Source organism: Flavobacterium hibernum (assembly GCF_000832125.1).
Classification (GTDB): Bacteria; Bacteroidota; Bacteroidia; order Flavobacteriales; family Flavobacteriaceae; genus Flavobacterium; species Flavobacterium hibernum.
Window position 1 is genome coordinate 172,017 of record NZ_JPRK01000002.1, and the last position, 18,196, is coordinate 190,212.

The 18,196-nt window shown below is 32.7% G+C and carries 12 protein-coding genes; 11 read left to right on the forward strand and 1 reads right to left on the reverse strand.

From position 1 onward, the window contains the following. The first annotated feature begins 1 nt into the window (after position 1). From IW18_RS00750 to IW18_RS00785, 8 genes are all read left to right on the forward strand, one after another. Entirely contained in the window at positions 2-550 is a 549-nt protein-coding gene (locus IW18_RS00750) for a WcaF family extracellular polysaccharide biosynthesis acetyltransferase (RefSeq protein ID WP_041515666.1), read from the forward strand. 80 nt (positions 551-630) lie between these two features. Continuing rightward, a complete protein-coding gene (locus IW18_RS00755; RefSeq protein ID WP_041515667.1) occupies positions 631-1,374 on the forward strand; it encodes a glycosyltransferase family 2 protein in 744 nt (247 codons plus the stop codon). A 69-nt stretch (positions 1,375-1,443) separates the two neighbouring features. Further along, a complete protein-coding gene (locus IW18_RS00760; RefSeq protein WP_160113194.1) occupies positions 1,444-1,845 on the forward strand; it encodes a VanZ family protein in 402 nt (133 codons plus the stop codon). 31 nt (positions 1,846-1,876) lie between these two features. Next, complete coding sequence (locus IW18_RS00765; protein ID WP_052480031.1) at positions 1,877-3,238, forward strand: exopolysaccharide biosynthesis polyprenyl glycosylphosphotransferase; 1,362 nt, start codon at positions 1,877-1,879, stop codon at positions 3,236-3,238. Positions 3,239-3,256: 18 nt separating this feature from the next. After that, positions 3,257-3,457 carry a hypothetical protein gene (locus tag IW18_RS00770; protein WP_041515670.1) on the forward strand — a complete coding sequence of 67 codons (201 nt, stop codon included), beginning with the start codon at positions 3,257-3,259 and terminating at the stop codon, positions 3,455-3,457. A 76-nt stretch (positions 3,458-3,533) separates the two neighbouring features. Then, the gene (locus tag IW18_RS00775; protein WP_041515671.1) at positions 3,534-4,298 is read left to right on the forward strand and encodes a polysaccharide biosynthesis/export family protein; all 765 of its coding nucleotides are present in this window, start codon (positions 3,534-3,536) and stop codon (positions 4,296-4,298) included. Between the two features lie 8 nt (positions 4,299-4,306). After that, the gene (locus IW18_RS00780) at positions 4,307-6,682 is read left to right on the forward strand and encodes a GumC family protein (RefSeq protein ID WP_041515672.1); all 2,376 of its coding nucleotides are present in this window, start codon (positions 4,307-4,309) and stop codon (positions 6,680-6,682) included. Positions 6,683-6,713: 31 nt separating this feature from the next. Next, positions 6,714-8,441: a phospho-sugar mutase gene (locus IW18_RS00785; protein ID WP_041515673.1), complete on the forward strand. Its 1,728-nt coding sequence runs from the start codon at positions 6,714-6,716 to the stop codon at positions 8,439-8,441. 104 nt (positions 8,442-8,545) lie between these two features. On the opposite strand, the gene IW18_RS00790 is transcribed toward IW18_RS00785, so the two are convergent. After that, the gene (locus IW18_RS00790; RefSeq protein WP_041515674.1) at positions 8,546-9,280 is read right to left on the reverse strand and encodes a tyrosine-protein phosphatase; all 735 of its coding nucleotides are present in this window, start codon (positions 9,278-9,280) and stop codon (positions 8,546-8,548) included. A gap of 269 nt (positions 9,281-9,549) precedes the next feature. Between IW18_RS00790 and IW18_RS00795 the strand changes: the two genes are divergently transcribed. From IW18_RS00795 to IW18_RS00805, 3 genes are all read left to right on the forward strand, one after another. After that, entirely contained in the window at positions 9,550-13,245 is a 3,696-nt protein-coding gene (locus IW18_RS00795; RefSeq protein ID WP_041515675.1) for a two-component regulator propeller domain-containing protein, read from the forward strand. Between the two features lie 177 nt (positions 13,246-13,422). Next, the gene (locus IW18_RS00800) at positions 13,423-16,392 is read left to right on the forward strand and encodes a SusC/RagA family TonB-linked outer membrane protein (protein ID WP_052480032.1); all 2,970 of its coding nucleotides are present in this window, start codon (positions 13,423-13,425) and stop codon (positions 16,390-16,392) included. Between the two features lie 16 nt (positions 16,393-16,408). Beyond that, a complete protein-coding gene (locus tag IW18_RS00805; protein WP_041515676.1) occupies positions 16,409-18,151 on the forward strand; it encodes a RagB/SusD family nutrient uptake outer membrane protein in 1,743 nt (580 codons plus the stop codon). The last annotated feature ends 45 nt before the right edge of the window (positions 18,152-18,196 follow it).

Here is an 18,196-nt window from a genome sequence, read left to right on the forward strand (position 1 = left end):
TATGAAAAAAGTTCGCTTAGATTTATTTAACTCCGACATAGGTCTTGATCGAGGTGCATCAAAGGCAAAAGAGATGTTGTGGTATCTTGTAAAAGTTGTGTTCTTTCTATCGGCTATACCATATCCATCAAAATTTAAAGTGTTCTTATTGAAATTTTTTGGCGCCAAAGTAGGCAAAGGATTAGTAATAAAACCCAGAGTAAATATTCATTTTCCATGGAAATTAGTTGTCGGCGATAATGTCTGGATTGGCGAAGAAGTTTTCTTTTTAAATTTTGAATTACTCACAATAGGCAACAACGTTTGTATCAGTCAGAAAGTTTTTGTTTGCGGAGGCAATCATGATTATAAAGATCCTACAATGCCTTATCGAAACGGAGTAATAGTACTTGAAGACGGAAGCTGGGTTGGAGCAGCCTCATTTGTTGGACCCAATGTTAAAATTGGTATCAATACCATCGTTTCTGTAGGCTCGATTGTAACCAAATCATTACCGGGAAATGGAGTTTTTGGAGGGAATCCGCTTCAGTTGGTAAAAGAACGATGGTAATTTATTTGATCTATTTCTACACCATTCTTACTGTAGCTATTAAAGCTTCAAATATTCAAATTAACTAAAACAAAATGACCATGAAAGTTTCTATCATTACTATTTGTTACAATAGAAAAGAAACCATTGCAAATTCTATACAGAGTGTTTTATCGCAAAATTACCCCAATATTGAGTACATCGTTATAGATGGTAATTCAACTGACGGAACAAAGGAAATTATTGAATCGTATGGCGAAAGAATTAGCACATATATATCTGAACCTGATAACGGAATGTACGATGCTATCAATAAAGGTTTAAAATTGGCAACTGGCGATGTTATTGGTTTGATGCATTCAGATGATGAGTTTTACGATAATGAAGTCATCTCAAAAGTGGTAACCATGCTTAAAATGTTTCATTCTAGCGACGGAATTTATGGCGATGGAATTTACGTGACGAACGATTTAGAAGAAAAAATTGTGCGCAACAGAATAGGAGGGGCATACAATTACAAAAAAATAAAATCAGGTTGGCTACCGCTTCACCCAACGGTATATTTGAGAAAAAGTGTAATAGAAAAATTGGGTTATTATGATCTTGATTTTAAAATAGCATCAGATACAGAGTTTTTACTTCGTTATTTATTCAAGAACAAATTAAACCTCGCTTATCTCAATACCTATTTGGTAAAAATGCGAATGGGCGGTTTAAGCACGTCTCCCAGCAGAGCATTTGAGGTTCTTTTCGAAGATTACCGTATTTATAAGCATCATGGTTTACCAGCTTTTAGGGCAGTATTTAAAAAGAAGTTGAGGGCATTAACACAATATCTCGATTAGATTTTGCCACCTAAAATTTCGTCAGTAATCGTTAAAAGTAATCATAAAAGTAGCGGTAGAAGCCTAAATGTGATACTGTTTTTAGGATGTACAGCGGCTATTTTTTACTATTCATGGTTGCCTTCTTCTAATTTGAGAACAGAAAGTTATTTGCCACAAATTATAATAGACTGGACAAGTGAATATCTCAATCTGCGAACAGCAGTTCCTTTTCTTGCATTAGGATATTTATGTGAAGTGCTACAGGACGTTACAGATTATAAAGCCATAAAATATTTTTTTGTGCGGCCACAAACCGTAATCATTTGTGCAGTGATTGTTTGCTTGGCAGAAGCAGGGCAATTTTTTATATCAGACAGGCATCCGGATTTTATGGATATATTTTTTGGAATTGCCGGCGGTATTTGCGGCGGTACAGCTGCTTTATCATTCAAGAAGTTAAATCATTATTTTTTAAATAAAAATGCGTAACAGACATAAATTTACTTTTATTTTTTGCAGTATGTTTACTGATTTCTTTACAATAGTTGTTAGTGTATCAGTATTCCTTCATTTCGCTCAGACCACAGATGTGCAATGGAGTTCATCGTTTGTCAATAATAGTCATCTTATTGCAACAGCCGGATGGTTATTAACGACTTTATATTTTAATTTATATCGTCTTGACACCGTTTTTAGTCTGCCTAGTTTTTATCGTAATAGCTGGCGTGTTTTTTTATGTCAATTTCTTTTCTGGCAAGGTTTTATTATTTTTTTTGAGGGTTTAAAAAGCTACCAGCTAAGTATTGGAGCAAGTATGTTACAGTTTACGTTTCTGCTTCTTTATCTTTTAATCTCCAGATTTATATTTACTTATGTTTTAAATAATATTAAAAGATGGGTCGATAAACCTTTTGTAGTTGCTATATGGGGATTTAATGCAACAAGTATTCAATTGGCATCTAAACTAGAAAGCAACTCTCATTTTTTTAATTTTCTAGGAATTATAAACGATGTTGAAGAGGATAATTTAAAAGATAAATCATCTTTTAACCATGCGCTCATAAATGCAATTCACAAATCGTCAGAAATGGGAATTCAAGAATTATACATTGTAGTAAAAACAGAGTTTATAGACGATTTAAATACTTATTTTGAGTTAGCCGATAGATACTGCATCCGATTAAAATTTGTTCCGGATTTATCCGAGATTTCTAAATTTTCATTCAGCAGTTCCAGTTACGAAAACTTCCATATTATTCGTCCAAGACATGAGCCGTTGCAAAATGCTTACAACAGACTCGCCAAGCGTGTTTTTGATATTGTTTTCAGTTTGCTTGTCATCATTTTTGTATTGTCATGGCTGTTTCCAATCCTTGCATTTATTATAAAAAAAGAAAGCAAAGGCCCTGTTTTATTCAAGCAGCTTCGTACTGGTAAAAAAAATCAATCCTTTTATTGTTACAAATTTAGAAGCATGGCTGTAAATACGGATAGCGATAGTGTACAGGCAAAAAAAGGAGACATGCGAGTTACTTCGGTAGGCAAGTTTATTAGGAGAACCAGCCTCGACGAACTTCCTCAGTTTTTTAATGTTTTATTGGGCGATATGAGTGTAGTAGGGCCGCGCCCGCATATGCTAAAACATACAGAAGATTATAACAATCAGATTAATGATTTTATGGTACGTCATTTTGTAAAACCAGGTATTACCGGTTTAGCCCAAATATCAGGACACAGAGGAGAAACTAAAAAAGTTTCTGATATGAAGCGCAGGGTAAAAGCCGATATCGATTATTTGCAAAACTGGAGTCTGATAAAAGATTTAAAAATTTGTTTGCGAACAGTTGTATTAACCCTAAAAGGAGATGAAAATGCTTTTTAACTTAAAATCTAAATAATTATGAATGTAACCTATTATGTTGCCGGATTTATTTCAGGTATTTCTATTACCGGTTTTTTTATTGGTAAAGAATTGTATCGCTATTATATTAAAGATAAAGTTCAGAAAAAACAATTATACCGTTTGTCTAAGCTAAATGATAAAATGAAAGCTAAGAAATCAGCCCAATACGAATCGAGCGAATTTTCTAATTCTTTGTAATTAATATTTCGCTTTCAGGTGCTTTTTATGAAGTACCATTCCACTGCCTTAAATTTTAAATTTATTTCAAAATACAATGAATCGATTATTCTATTTAATACTTATTACTATTTTATTTTCATCATGCGCTTCCAGAAAAGACATTATTTATTTTCAGGACGCTGCAAATTTTTCGTCAGTTACCACAAATTTAAAACCTGTTTCTATTGAACCAAATGATATTTTGAGCATTAGAATTGGTGCTTTGGTCCCAGAGACAGCTTTGGCATACAACATTCAGAGTACCAATACAGCCGGAGTAAGCAGCACATTAGATATTTTAAAAGTACAGGGATATTTAGTTTCTCCTGATAAAATTATTGTATTACCAATTTTAGGCGAAATAAATACGGCTAATCTATCTGTAAAAGATTTGGAAACGAAGATTAAAACAGAGTTGGAAAAAGGAGGACATTTAGTTAATCCATCAGTATCTGTGCGAATTTTAAATGCAAAAGTCACCGTTTTAGGAGAAGTAAAAACGCCGGGTACTTATTCATTTTTAGAGCAGTCAATTTCTATTCCTCAAGCACTGGGTTATGCCGGAGATTTGACGATTAACGGAAAACGTAATGATATTCTATTGATTAGAGAATCAGAAGGAAAGCGAACAATTACACATGTAGATTTAACAACAGCAAACTGGATGAATAATGATCAATATCAAGTACGTCAAAACGATATATTGGTTGTAAATCCTAATGATGCCAAAGTAAAAACTGCCGGATATATTGGCAATGCAAGTACAATACTTACCATCGCATCCTTAATTCTAAGCTCTATAATATTAATTACAAGATAAATTAACTCATGAATACTGATAAAAATGAATATTTCGATTTTGTCGAAGAAAATAGTCCAGTAGATTTAAAACAAGTAATCAATAAATATTTAAAATACTGGCCTGCCTTTGTATTATCGATAATTATCTGTTTATTCAGCGCATTTGTTTATTTAAGATATGCGAATGTTGTATACAAATCTGAAGCTAAAGTAAAACTATTGAATGACAAAGAAAATTCAAATTTTACACTAGATGTATCTAAATTATTTAATAAATCGACTATTAATTTAGAGAACGAGATTGCCCTGCTTAAATCCGTTCACATATCAGAACAAGTCGTTAAAAATTTAAAGTTGAATGTCGAATATTATTATAATTCCAGAGTAACATCCAAACAAATTTTTAACCCACCGTTTATTGTGAGTTATCGTTATGATGCATCCAACCTAAAAAAGACGTTGGATTATACCATAACTGTAACCGCATCAGGATATACCGTTTTAGATATTTTATCAGGAGAAACATTTCAGGTAAAAGGGTATACTTTAAACCAAAATATTCCTCATTTACCAATAAATATCAAGCCGGCTTTTGGTGCAGTAATGGCAAAAAATGTTAGCAAGAGTTTTAACGTAGTTTTAAAAACGCTACACAAAACAGCGCTAGAGCTAAGTAATGACTTTGAAGTAGATGCTGAAGGAAAAGACAGCGATATATTGTCAATTTCATTAAAAGGTACAAACGGACCACAGTCAGAAGCGGTGATCAATAACTTGATTTATGTTTATGAAGCAGATGGAATTACCGATAAAAAAGAAGTTTCCAGAAGAACCATTAATTTTGTTGATGATCGATTTGTCTATTTAAGAAGAGAACTGGATTCTATAGAAATTTCTAAAAAGAATTATAAAAAGAATAATAAACTGAGTTTTATTCAAGAAGATGCAGGTTCAAGTATACTTCAAAAAGCGGCTAAAGAACAATCGTCATTCGATATAGAATCGCAATTATTATTGGCAGATTTGCTTAGAAATAGTATTGAATCTCAAAAAGCATTCGAACTTTTACCGGCAGATATTGGTATTCAAAATTTAATAATCAATCAATTAGTAGCCGATTATAATACGGCAGTTTTATCGTATCAAAAGTTTCAAACCAGCGCAGGAAACAATAATCCTTCAGTTCAGCTATTGGTAAGTACACTTACGAACTTAAGAAACAATATTATAAACTCTGTAAAAGGATACAAAAAGCAATTAAAAACAACGCTTGTTCAAAGCGAATCTGCACAGAAAGAAGCCGAAGGAAGTTTTGCTTCACTTCCTGAAAAAGAAAAAGTATTGCGTAGTATCGAACGCCAGCAAAATTTAAAAGAAAGTTTGTATTTGCTATTGCTTCAAAAACGCGAAGAGGCATCTATAAATCTAGCTGTTACAATACCAAACACTAAAATTATAGATTATGCCATAACAGATATTCATCCTATTTCTCCACAAAGAAACAAGATTGTATTGGTTGCATTCTTTATAGGATTTTGTATTCCGTTTGGTATTTTGTTCATACTATTCAAATTAGATAATAAAATATATACAGCTGTAGATGTTGAAAATACAAATACAGTATTGCCTATTTTAGCAGAACTTCCGTCATTAAAAGGCAATAAAGATTCTGCAATTCAAAATTTGGAAGCCTTTAGAACTCTTGCCAACAATACCAATTTTATCACCCCTTATACCGAAGATGAATTGGGTAAAGTAATATTCGTAACATCATCTATAAAAGGAGAAGGAAAGACATTTGTTTCCTTTAATCTAGCTTCTGCTTATGCACATATTGATAAAAAAGTAATCATTATTGGATCTGATTTTAGAAATCCGCAATTGCATAAACACTTAAAAAATACCACAAAAGACAGTCGAGGATTTAGTAATTATTTGCATGATGGAACCATTCAATGGGAAAGTCTATTGTGCAATAATGGCGATAAAGAATTTCCGTTTGATATTTTACTATCAGGAATTATACCTCCTAATCCAACATTATTATTGTCTAATCAGCGTTTTGAGCGCTTTATTAATGAAGTGAAAAAAGTGTACGACATCATTATTTTTGATACTCCGCCAACCTTATTAGTGAGTGATACGCTTATGATCTCAAAGTATGCAGATACTACTTTGTTTGTCTTGCGATCTGGCGTAACACAAAAGAATTTAATATCCTATTCGAGCAAACTGTATAAGGATCAAAAATTGGTGAATATGGGATATGTAGTCAACGATATTGATTTTACTTCAAGCTACGGTTATAGTTATAATTACGGTTATGGTTACGGATACGGAAAAGAAGTTGAAAAAGAAACTAGACTACAGAAACTAAAGAAAAAACTATTTAAAAGACTGTAGTTAAAACAACGAAATACTAAATACTAATCTAATGAATGCAGCAATAAATATTTTAAAACAAGCAGAAGAGTGGTTAAATCCGCCATTTGATAAAGAAACACAAGACGAAGTATACAAAATGATGGCTTCATCTTCTGATGAATTAAAAGATAGTTTTTACAAAAATTTAGAGTTTGGTACAGGCGGAATGCGAGGAATAATGGGAGTAGGCAGCAATCGTATTAACAAATATACGTTGGGCAAAAGTACTCAGGGACTTTCAGATTATTTATTTAAGTCCTTTCCAAATCAAAAAATTAAAGCAGTTATTGCTTACGATTGCCGTCATAATAGCGATAAATTGGCAAAAACAGTTGCCGATGTTTTCTCGGCAAACGGAATCGAAGTATATTTATTTTCGAGTTTAAGACCAACTCCAGAACTATCTTTTGCGCTTAAATATCTCAATTGTCAATGCGGAATTGTACTAACAGCATCTCATAATCCACCAGAATATAATGGTTACAAAGTATATTGGGAAGATGGAGGACAAATTGTACCGCCACAGGATCACGAAATTATCGCATCGATTGAAAATTTAAATTACAGCCAGATTAAGTTTGATGCCAATGAAAATTTAATTCAATACATAGGCAATGAAATAGATGCCGTTTTTATAAAATCGACTATTGAAAATGCCGGTTTTAATACACCAGTTGAGGCAAAAGATAATCTTAATATCGTTTTTACATCTTTGCACGGAACATCAATAACAGTTTTACCAGATACATTAGCGGCTGCAGGATATAAAAACGTTCATATTGTTGAAGAACAAAGAATTCCAGACGGTAATTTTCCCACTGTAAAATCACCAAATCCAGAAGAACCAGAAGCATTATCAATGGCTTTAGAATTGGCCGAAAACACAAATTCTGATATCGTAATTGGTACAGATCCAGACTGCGACCGTTTAGGCGTAGCCGTTCGTAATGATGAGGGGAAAATGATTTTACTCAATGGAAATCAATCGATGATTATCATGACCGTTTTTTTATTAGAACAATGGAAAAAAGCCGAAAAAATAAATGGGAAACAGTTTATAGCATCAACCATCGTTTCAACTCCGATGATTACTCAAATAGCAACCGCATACAATGTTGGTTATAAAAGCGGTTTAACAGGCTTTAAATGGATTGCCAAAATGATAAAAGATTTTCCTGAGCTTGAGTTCATTGGCGGAGGAGAAGAAAGTTTTGGCTACATGGTCGGTGATGCTGTTCGTGATAAAGATGCTGTATCTGCTTCCCTATTAATTTGCGAAGCTGCCGCTCAGGCAAAAGCGAAGGGAAGTTCACTTTACAAAGAATTAGTAAAGCATTATGTAGATTTTGGTTTTTATAAAGAACATTTAATTTCGATTACTAAAAAAGGACAAGAAGGATTATCAGAAATCAATCAGATGATGGTAAATCTACGAGAAAAACCTTTGGAAGAAATTAACGGTCAAAAAGTAATCAGGATTGAAGATTACAAATCATCAAAGGCTTTAAATTTAATAACCAAAGAAGATGAAATTATAGACATGCCAAAAGCCGATGTCTTGATTTACTGCACCGAAGACGGATCTAAAATTTGTGCTAGACCAAGCGGTACAGAACCTAAGATTAAATTTTACATTAGTGTGAGAGAAGAACTCGATACTAAAGAAAACTTTAAAGATGTAGAAAATGTTCTCAATGAAAAAATAAAGAACATTGTAAATTCAATGCAATTAAATTAAAGAAAAAGAATAATAATTAATCAAGAATAAAAACCACAACCGTAAAATTTAATCATACTTAAATTTTGAAAAGCTGTTCAATCGAACAGCTTTTTTTTTGGCTTCTATTTTAGAAAAATACTATTATTAAGGAGTAAACGGTCCATCTGTTTTTTATTCGGAACTTGAAGTTTTACTGTTTTAAATTGATTGATTTCTGTCTTACTATGTATATCAGATCCCGTAAAATCATACAAATCATTCTCCAGTAATTGCAATGCTGTTTTTTGAATCATTTTGCCATAATAACCCGTTAACGAAAGTAAGTTTAGCTGAAAAGAAATACCAAAATCTTTTAACTGTTCGTATTTTTTGATGGAATTATGAAGATACAGATATCGTTCCGGATGAGCCAGAATAATATTATAGTTTTGAAGCTTAATCTCAAAAAGCATTTCATATAAATGAAACGGACTTGACAATAATGGAAACTCAATTAATAGATAATTTTCATGAATGCATAACAATCGTTCTTCCTGCATTTTTTTAATTAAAAAAGAGTCCAGCATATATTCGCTGGCGTAATTTTTTAAAAACGCATTATTTACTTTATCTTCTGTAGCGCTTTCAAATGCCGTTTTTATCGTTTGAGTAGTATTATTCCATTTTTGGTTAAAGGTATGAGGAGTTGCAATACTTTTATGAATGTTTAACTCTTTCATATTAGCAATAAGATGCGTAGTTTCCTGAACTGTTTTTGCTCCGTCGTCAATGCCAGGCAACAAATGATTGTGAATATCAATGTAGTTTTCAGGAAGCAAATCTTTTAAAAAGTGCTTTGTTTTAAGGAACGGGAACATAACTAAAATTTAAGCATAAATTTAATTAATCTGTTTCGCGTTTTGTGATCTCAAAAGTTACAATTCGAATCAAAAAAGGAATATATATCCTTTATAGTTTCTTAATTTAAAAATCAAAATTATTGTTTAAAAGTAAAGTGCATTCTATAAAAAATGCTTTTGATTCCTGCAGGTCTAAAGTTAATTTTTGCAGATACTTTTTAACTTAACATGCAATTTATGTTTAAGTAACCTTGTGATTGTAACCTTGTGAGTTAAAAAAGAAACTAATGCTTAAAAGGTTAATTGTACTTTGTTTTATTACAGTACAGTCATTTGGACAACATATAAAGTTTGAAAATTTCACAACAAATCAGGGACTATCAAATAACTCGGTAATCGATATAGAGAACGACAAAGATGGAGGTCTTTGGATTGCTACTTGGGACGGATTAAATTATTATGACGGTCATAACTTTAAAAGTTTTAAGCACAATATTAAAGACAACAAAACAATCTCTAGCGATTATATCACTAAATTAAAAAGAGATCATGCAGGATTTATTTGGCTAATTACAAAAGAGGGAAATGTAAATAAATATATTGGTAATGGTGAGTTTTTGAAATTCCAGTTTACAGGTATTCCAAAAAACATTCTCTTATCTCAAAAAGGTAATATAGTAGTACAAACAGATGCTGGTTACTACGAGTTTAAAAATGAAGCTTTTGTTAAAATAACATCCAATTCTATTAAGAGCACAGATCAAAAAAAACTCAAAGAGATCTTGCAAAAAGTATATCCTAAATTGGTAATCAATGATGTTTTAAAAGATAAATCAGGGAATATTTGGTACGCTACCCGAGACAACGGATTGTATATTATTTCTAGCAATGCCAATAAAAATACAATCGATCATTTTACTGCTGATTTGTATTTGCCTTATTCATTTAACAGCAATGAAATAGAAACTTTGCACCAAGATGATTTTGGAAACATTTGGTTAGGACAAAAAGATGGCGGTTTAAGCATGGCTTATACAGGTTCTGAAAGAATAAATACCGTAGTGCCACATCCTATTAAAGATCCGCGTTTACCTACCGAAACCATCAGAGCAATTACGAAAGATGCGAACGGAAAAACGTGGTTAGGTTACTATACAAACGGAATTTATTGTTACAACCAGCAAAAGAATGCTTATGAAAAGTTTGTAATTAAAGAAGCCACCGCAAATGCCGATTGGAATAGGGTTAGGAGTTTGTTTACTGCCAGCGATGGAACAATTTGGGCAGGAACCTACAAAGGAATTCTACGTATTTCGGGCAATAACTATACTTGTTTTGAGGCAGGAAAAATAAAAGAATTGCCAAATAATAGATCGTATTCTATTTATGAAGACGATAAAAAACAACTTTGGATAGCGTGTTGGGGAGGTTTGGCTAAATTTAATTTGACAACTCAAAAATTTGAGAGTTTTAAAGCACAAAACGCACTGTTAAAATACCATATAAGATGTATTAAAAAAGACAAAGAAAATCTTATTCTCGCAACAGAAAAAAAAGGCATTGTATTGTTTAATTTAAAGACCAATGCAATAAAAGAAATTTCGACCCAAGATGGAATTTTAGGAAATAGTGTTTACTCTGTTCTAGTTGATAATAGCACAGGGAATTATTGGATTGCATCTCTAGGCGGCATTAGTGTTTTTAACAATAAAAAAGGCTTAATTAAAAACATTACCGAGGCCGACGGACTTCCTAGCCATATGGTGTATGGTCTTATCGAGAATAGAGATAAAATTTGGATAAGCACCACAAAAGGAATTGCATCTATTGAAAAAAAAACGTTTGCAATTACGTCTTATAATCCAAGTCATGGATGGCAGGCACCAGAGTTTTCAGAGGGAGCGTATTACAAAGACTCAAAAGGGATATTGTTTTTTGGCGGTGTAAACGGACTTAATTATTTTAATCCCAATAGTTTTAATCCTTGTACATCTAAAGCAAAAATCAAACTAATTGTCGATGGCAATGAAAACTATTTACCTACAATCGAAAAAAGTTTTACAGATAATGAATTAGCAATCCAAATAACACCAATTGCATTTCCTCAGGAAAATAAATCTGAAATTTATTATAAACTTGAAGGAAGAGACAAACATTGGATTTTATTGCACGATACCAATAAAGTCGAATATGCAAATTTGTCGTCAGGAACTTATAATTTTTTGGTAAAACAAGGCAAAAACGGAATTAGCAGTCCTGCACTTTTTAGCCTGCATATTACTAAGGCTTTTTATGAAACCATTTTGTTTTATATTTTAATGTCAGGTCTAATTCTTTTGAGTTGTTTAGTGCTCATTTATTTTAAAAATAAAACTGCTGCGGCACAACAAAAGGAATTAGAAGAAAAAATTAGAGATCGTACTAAAGTTATCGAAAATCAAAAGAAAGATCTCGAGATAATTAATGAAAAACTGGACGAAAAGAACAAACAAGTTTCGGAACAAAAAGAAAAACTTTTAGCCTTACATAGCAATCTTAAAAATGAAAATTTTGAAATAGAAAATTTTAAAACCTTCATGCTGGCAGAATTTCAAGATCCGATAGCCAAGATTATCAAAATTTCGAGTACACATAAAAAAGATAACGAAGCACATCATGATTTGCTTTTACAATCAGGAAAACTGGCAGATCTTATTTCGAGCTGGAATTATTTAACACACATAAAAGACATTGGTCCCATAAAAAAATCGGCAGTTAATTTGTTCCCCGTTTTAAAGAGCAGTATCGAAAAACTAAAAAATGATTTACAGCGAAATCAGGTAAATTTAAATTGCGAAATAGACAACAGCGTTCGTTTTGTTGAGGTAGATATATTGCGATTAAAATTATTACTACAATATTTTTTCAACGATATCAGTAAATATTCAGAGATAGAAAGCACCTTAAATATTACGATAGGTTACGAAAATGATTCTCTAAAAGTAAGTTTAGTTTCAGACAGTATAATATTAAAAAACAATTGGCACAATATATTGCACTATAGTCCATATTTTAAAGCATTAAATGTATTGCTCGAAGATTTACACGGAGTATTTATAGAAAGTCCGGAAGAGCAATTTAAGAGTACTTTACAAATTCCGTTAGAATATGCTTCAGAAAATTTAAATATAAAAGAAACAATTTCTTGGAAACATTTTAGTGAGCAAGACCAACACACTCTGGATAAAGAATTGTTTTTAGTTTTTAGCGACCAATCAGATTACACAACGGCAAATCAGGTTTTAGAAAGCGATAATTTTCATTTGCTTTTTGAAAATTCAGTAGCAAATTTAAATTCTGCCATAAAACAAATCAACTTTTCGGCATTAGTATTTTATCAGGCAACATTCACAAAAGAACTCGTTCATTTTTTAGATTCTAATAGAAAAACGTTAAACCTTAAAATCCCCATGATTTATATCTCAGAAGATATTAATTACGAGCTTCACGAACAATTACTGGAACTTGGCATAGAAACACTAATTCAATTACCGGCAAGTGCCTCATTTATTTCAAAAAAGATAACTTCTCTAATCGATAAAAACAAAGAAGCATTGCAGGAAAATAAAATGCAGGAAAAAATATTTGAGATTTTAACAGAAGATAATCCACTGCTAACAAACAATGATAAACTGGTAAAACAAGCTTTAGAAATGATTAAAGTAGAACTTCAGGATCCGTCTTTTAATGTTGAAATCCTTGTAGAAAATTTGGGAATTTCCAGAGTAAAATGCTATCGAATATTTAAAGAAACATTAAACCAATCACCTTCGGACGTAATAACATCTTTTAGATTACAAAAAGCAGAAATCTTATTAAGGACCAAAAAATTAAACATTTCTGAGATCAGTTTTGAATGCGGTTACAATGATCCAAAATATTTTGGACGTTCTTTCAAAAAATATTTCGGAAAAAGCCCTAAAGAATTTAAAGCATTCTATTAAAAGTTCTGTTAGCTCTGTGTTTACGCAAAGTTAGTTCAATGTTATGGTACAAAACACCCCTTTTTAGCCGTTAATTTTGTCCTAATTTGAATCTAAAATCCTCCTTTACGAATCAAAATTACCCCATTTGGCAAGCACGTTAAAATACTTTTGGCAAAACATAAAAAAGTATTTTAAATGAAAAAAATTTATGCATTGTTAATTCTTGCCTTAGGATGTATGTCATATTCCCATGCGCAGGTAACTGTATCAGGAGTCGTGACTTCTGATGTCGAGAAAGTACCCGTTCCAGGAGTTTCCGTTTACATAAAAGGAGAGCCAAAAGGGGCCGTTACAACAGATTTTGATGGAAATTTTGTAATTAAGGCACAGCAAAAAGAAGGATTTCTAGTTTTTTCTTATGTAGGATTTACAACAAAAGAAGTAGCTTTTTCTGGTACTCAAAAAGTGAATGTATCTTTAACAGAAGAAGTAAGTACATTAAACGAAGTAGTAGTTGTAGGTTACGGATCTCAAAAAAGATCTGATGTAACCGGAGCAATCGCTTCTGTAAAAAGTGAAAATTTTAATAAAGGAGTAGTAGCCAATGCCGGACAATTAATTCAGGGTAAAGTTGCCGGGGTTAATGTTGTCGCAGCAAGTGGTGAACCGGGAGCCAATCAAGACATTATTATTCGTGGAGTAGGAAGTTTACGTTCAGGAACAACACCTCTTTATGTAGTAGACGGATTTGCTTTGGACAATAGTAATACAGGTGTAGCTTCAAACCCATTAAACTTTATTAATCCGCAGGATATCGAAAGTATTGAAGTTCTAAAAGATGCATCAGCTTCTGCAATTTACGGTTCAAGAGCTGCAAATGGAGTTATTGTAATTACAACAAAAAAAGGATCAAAAGGAAGAACTCAAATCAACCTTTCTATGACTTCGGGATTTTCAACATTAACCAATAAAGTTAAAGTTTTTAATGCTGATGAATTTAGAAAACAAGTTGTTGCCGTAAACGGAACTTTACAAGATGGTGGAGCAAATACAGACTGGCAAGATGAATTAACAAGAACTGGTGTTTCGCAAAACCTTAATTTTTCGATGAGTGGCGGAACAGACAAATCAACATATGCAGCCTCTATTGGTGTAGACAATCAACAAGGAGTTTTGCAAAACAGTGATTTAAAACGTTATTCAGGACGTTTAAATTTAAACCAAAAAGCACTTAACGATAAGTTTAATGTGGCTTTTAATTTGACAGCAACAAAACTTGAAAATTCAAGACCAGATGCAAGAGGTGTAGTAGGTAATATGCTTACGATGAATCCTACCGATGCGGTTTATGTAAATGGAGAACCAAATGTTAATTTAAGTAATGACGTTTTGAACCCTATAATCAGTCAGAGACTTTATTCTGATGAAACGAACAACAACCGTATTTTGGCTAATATTGCGCCATCTTATGAATTTATAAAAGGATTAACTTATAAATTTAATCTTGGAGTAGATTATTCAATGTCTGAAAGAGATATACAAGTTTTACCATACAGATCAGCAACTAATACCACTTTAGGATCTTTAAACAATATCGTTACTACAAATAACAATACTTTGTATGAGAATACATTGACGTATAATTTTAATGCAAAAAAGCATAGTTTCACTATTTTGGCAGGACAATCGTATCAAAAAATACAAGTAAACCAAAAGAACTACAATTTATCCGGATTTCCTGATAATGGTGTAGAACCAAAAAATCAAATCGAAACCGCAAGTGAGCGTACAACTCAGTCTTCATCTGCAGTAGAAAATGAATTACAGTCTTTCTTTGGAAGATTGAATTATGGATACGACAATAAATATTTGCTTACAGCAACTATGCGTGCCGATGGTTCTTCGAAATTTGGTAAAAATAACAGATATGGATATTTTCCATCTGTAGCCTTAGGTTGGAACATTAGTAAAGAAGATTTCTTAAAAGAGTCTGAAACAATTAATAATCTTAAACTTAGAGCAAGTTGGGGAAAAACAGGTTCACAAGAAATTCCATCTAAAATAACCAAAGCAAGTTATACCGAAAGTAATACAGGAAACGATACATACCCGTTAGATCCATCTGCTACAGATTTAAGCGGATATCCTTATGGATCAATCTACACACGTTTAGCCAATCCAAACATTCAATGGGAGGTTTCAACACAAGCAAATATAGGTTTAGACTTTAGTTTGTTCAACAATAGATTATCAGGAACAGTTGATTATTTCAACAAAGTTTCAGAAAATATTTTACTAGAAGTTGCGCCGGTAGATCCTATTCAGCCAACATCAAAATATTGGACAAATATTCCAAATATGCAAATTAAAAATAATGGTATTGAGGTTGCTTTAGATTACAGCAGTGATAAAAGCAGAGACTTCTCATATAGCATTGGTGGAAACATATCTTTTACAGATAATAAAGTAGTAAACTCACCTTATAAAATATTAACTACAGGAGGAGCGCAAGGTGGCGGACAATCTGGAGCAACGATTAACGGAGTTATTAACGGGCAACCTATTGGTTCTTTTTATATGCTTGACTTCATCGGAATTGGTGCTGATGGTTTAAACCAATTTGCAGATACAAATGGAGATGGAAAAATTCTTGACGATGATCGTATCGTGGCAGGAAGTGCCTTACCGGATTATATTTATGCTTTTTACCTGAATTTTAAATATAAGAATTTTGATTTAGGAGTTAACTTTAATGGAGCAGGAGGTAACAAAATTTACAACCACGTTGCAATGTCTTCATTCAACAGAGGGCAGCTTGCAAATTCATTCAACACCACAGATAGAGCTTCACAATACTTAAACGAAGCTTCGACAAACTCTAATACAGTTTCGACAAGATATCTAGAAGACGGAAGTTATTTAAGATTAAATAATGCAACTCTTGGATACAACTTAAGACCAAAAATGATTGGACTTGATAATGTAATGGATAACATACGTCTTTCGATAACAGGACAAAACTTATTTGTAATTACTAAATACAGCGGATATGATCCTGAAATTAATACAGGAACATCAGTTGGCGATATTCAGTCTTTTGGAATTGACTACTTCAGTTACCCAAGAAGCAGAACTGTTTTATTTGGCTTAAACGTTGCATTTTAATCAAAAACAAAATAACATGAAAAACAAAATAATAATAGCAACTCTTGCATTAGGTTTAATGTTTACCTGGAGTTGTACAGACTTAGAAGAAAAAGTACTGGACGAATCCTTAAACGGAGCAGGACAGGCAGATGCTATAAGTGGTGCAATTGCGCCAGCATATGGTCAGCTAAAATCGACATGGATACATACCAACAATTTTGGATTACAGTTAATTGCAAGTGACGAGGGAATTTTACCTTACAGAGGAGGAACAGACTGGTATGATGGTGGTAAATATTTAGCAGTTCATGCACATACTACAACGCCTACAAATGATTTGGTTACTAGTACATGGAACGAACTTACTAAAAATATTTCAAGAACATTATCTGCAATTGAAGTATTAAGACCACTTGCTGAAGCAGGAAACAAAGAGGCACAAGGAGCACTTTACGAAATGAAAGCCCTGAGAGCTTATTTAAATATGATGACATTGGACAGTTGGGGACTTGTGTTTAAAAAAGAGTCATCGGCTAGTACTTCAGAAATACTTCGCGGACAAGATGCAGTTGCTTATATAGAAAGCGAATTGTTATCTGTTGCTGATGTAATTAATACAGACAAAGGGCCTGGTAGAATGACACAAGCGGCAGTTTGGGGACTTCTTTCAAGATTGTATCTAAATGCTTCTGTTTATCGTGATCCTTATGGTACAGCTACATTTGCTGCGGCAGATATGGATAAGGTTATAAAATATACAGATAACATTATTAACTCTGGAAAATTTGCTTTATCTCCTGAATATTTTGATTTGTTTGATGATAAAAATAATTCAAATAAAGAATTAATTTTTGCAATGGATCAACGTGGGGTTTTAAAAGACGAAAATAACCGTTGGGCATATTGGTCTATTCCAGGATCAATGTTTCCTAGACCGGAATCTATTAATGCAGATGGTACAGATGGACCTGCTATTACTTCAGATTTTTATCAAACATGGGTTAAAGCTTATGGATCTGTAGATCCTGCCGATGCCGATTCTAGATTTTACAAGAACAATGCAAAAGTGCCTGCAAACTTAAAAGATCTTACTGGATTTTCGCCACTAAACGATCAGGATCATTACTATTGCGTAAAAGCTGAAGATTTTGAAATCGACAGAGGAATCATGAGAGGTATTCCTTGGGCAGCGAGAAAAGATGCAAACGGAGCATTTTTTAAATGTGACGGAGGATATAGAATTTACCCGGTGAAACAAATTAAAGGAAACGGTCCTGACAAAAATGTAGGTTATGTTAACCTGACTGAGAAAGTTGATTTTACTAAAGAAGGAAGTATGCACTATTCTGGATACAGAGTTTCTAAATACCAATTTAGCCATACCTCTCCAGACGGAAATTATTACAGCAGTGTAGATATGATATTGCTAAGATATGCCGAAATTTTTATGATGCGTGCTGAGGCTAAATTAAGAAAAGGAGATAACGCCGGAGCATTGGCCGATATGAATAAAGTAAGAACTTCTAGAACTGCGCGAGCTCCAATTCCTGCTGCACTTCCTGCAATTACTCTAGATATTTTGTATAGAGAATATGGTTTTGAATTTTATTGGGAAGGTTTGAGAAGAAATACTCAAATTCGTTTTGGACATTATGAAGATAAATGGACTGAAAAAACAGATACAGATGTAAACAAAAGATTATTCCCAATTCCTCAAGTAGCAATCGACGGAGCATCTAACACTCCTGGATATTTAGTGCAAAACAAAGGATATTAAATCAAGTAAATTAAAAGTTTAGTTTGAAGGCTGATGGTTTTCTTT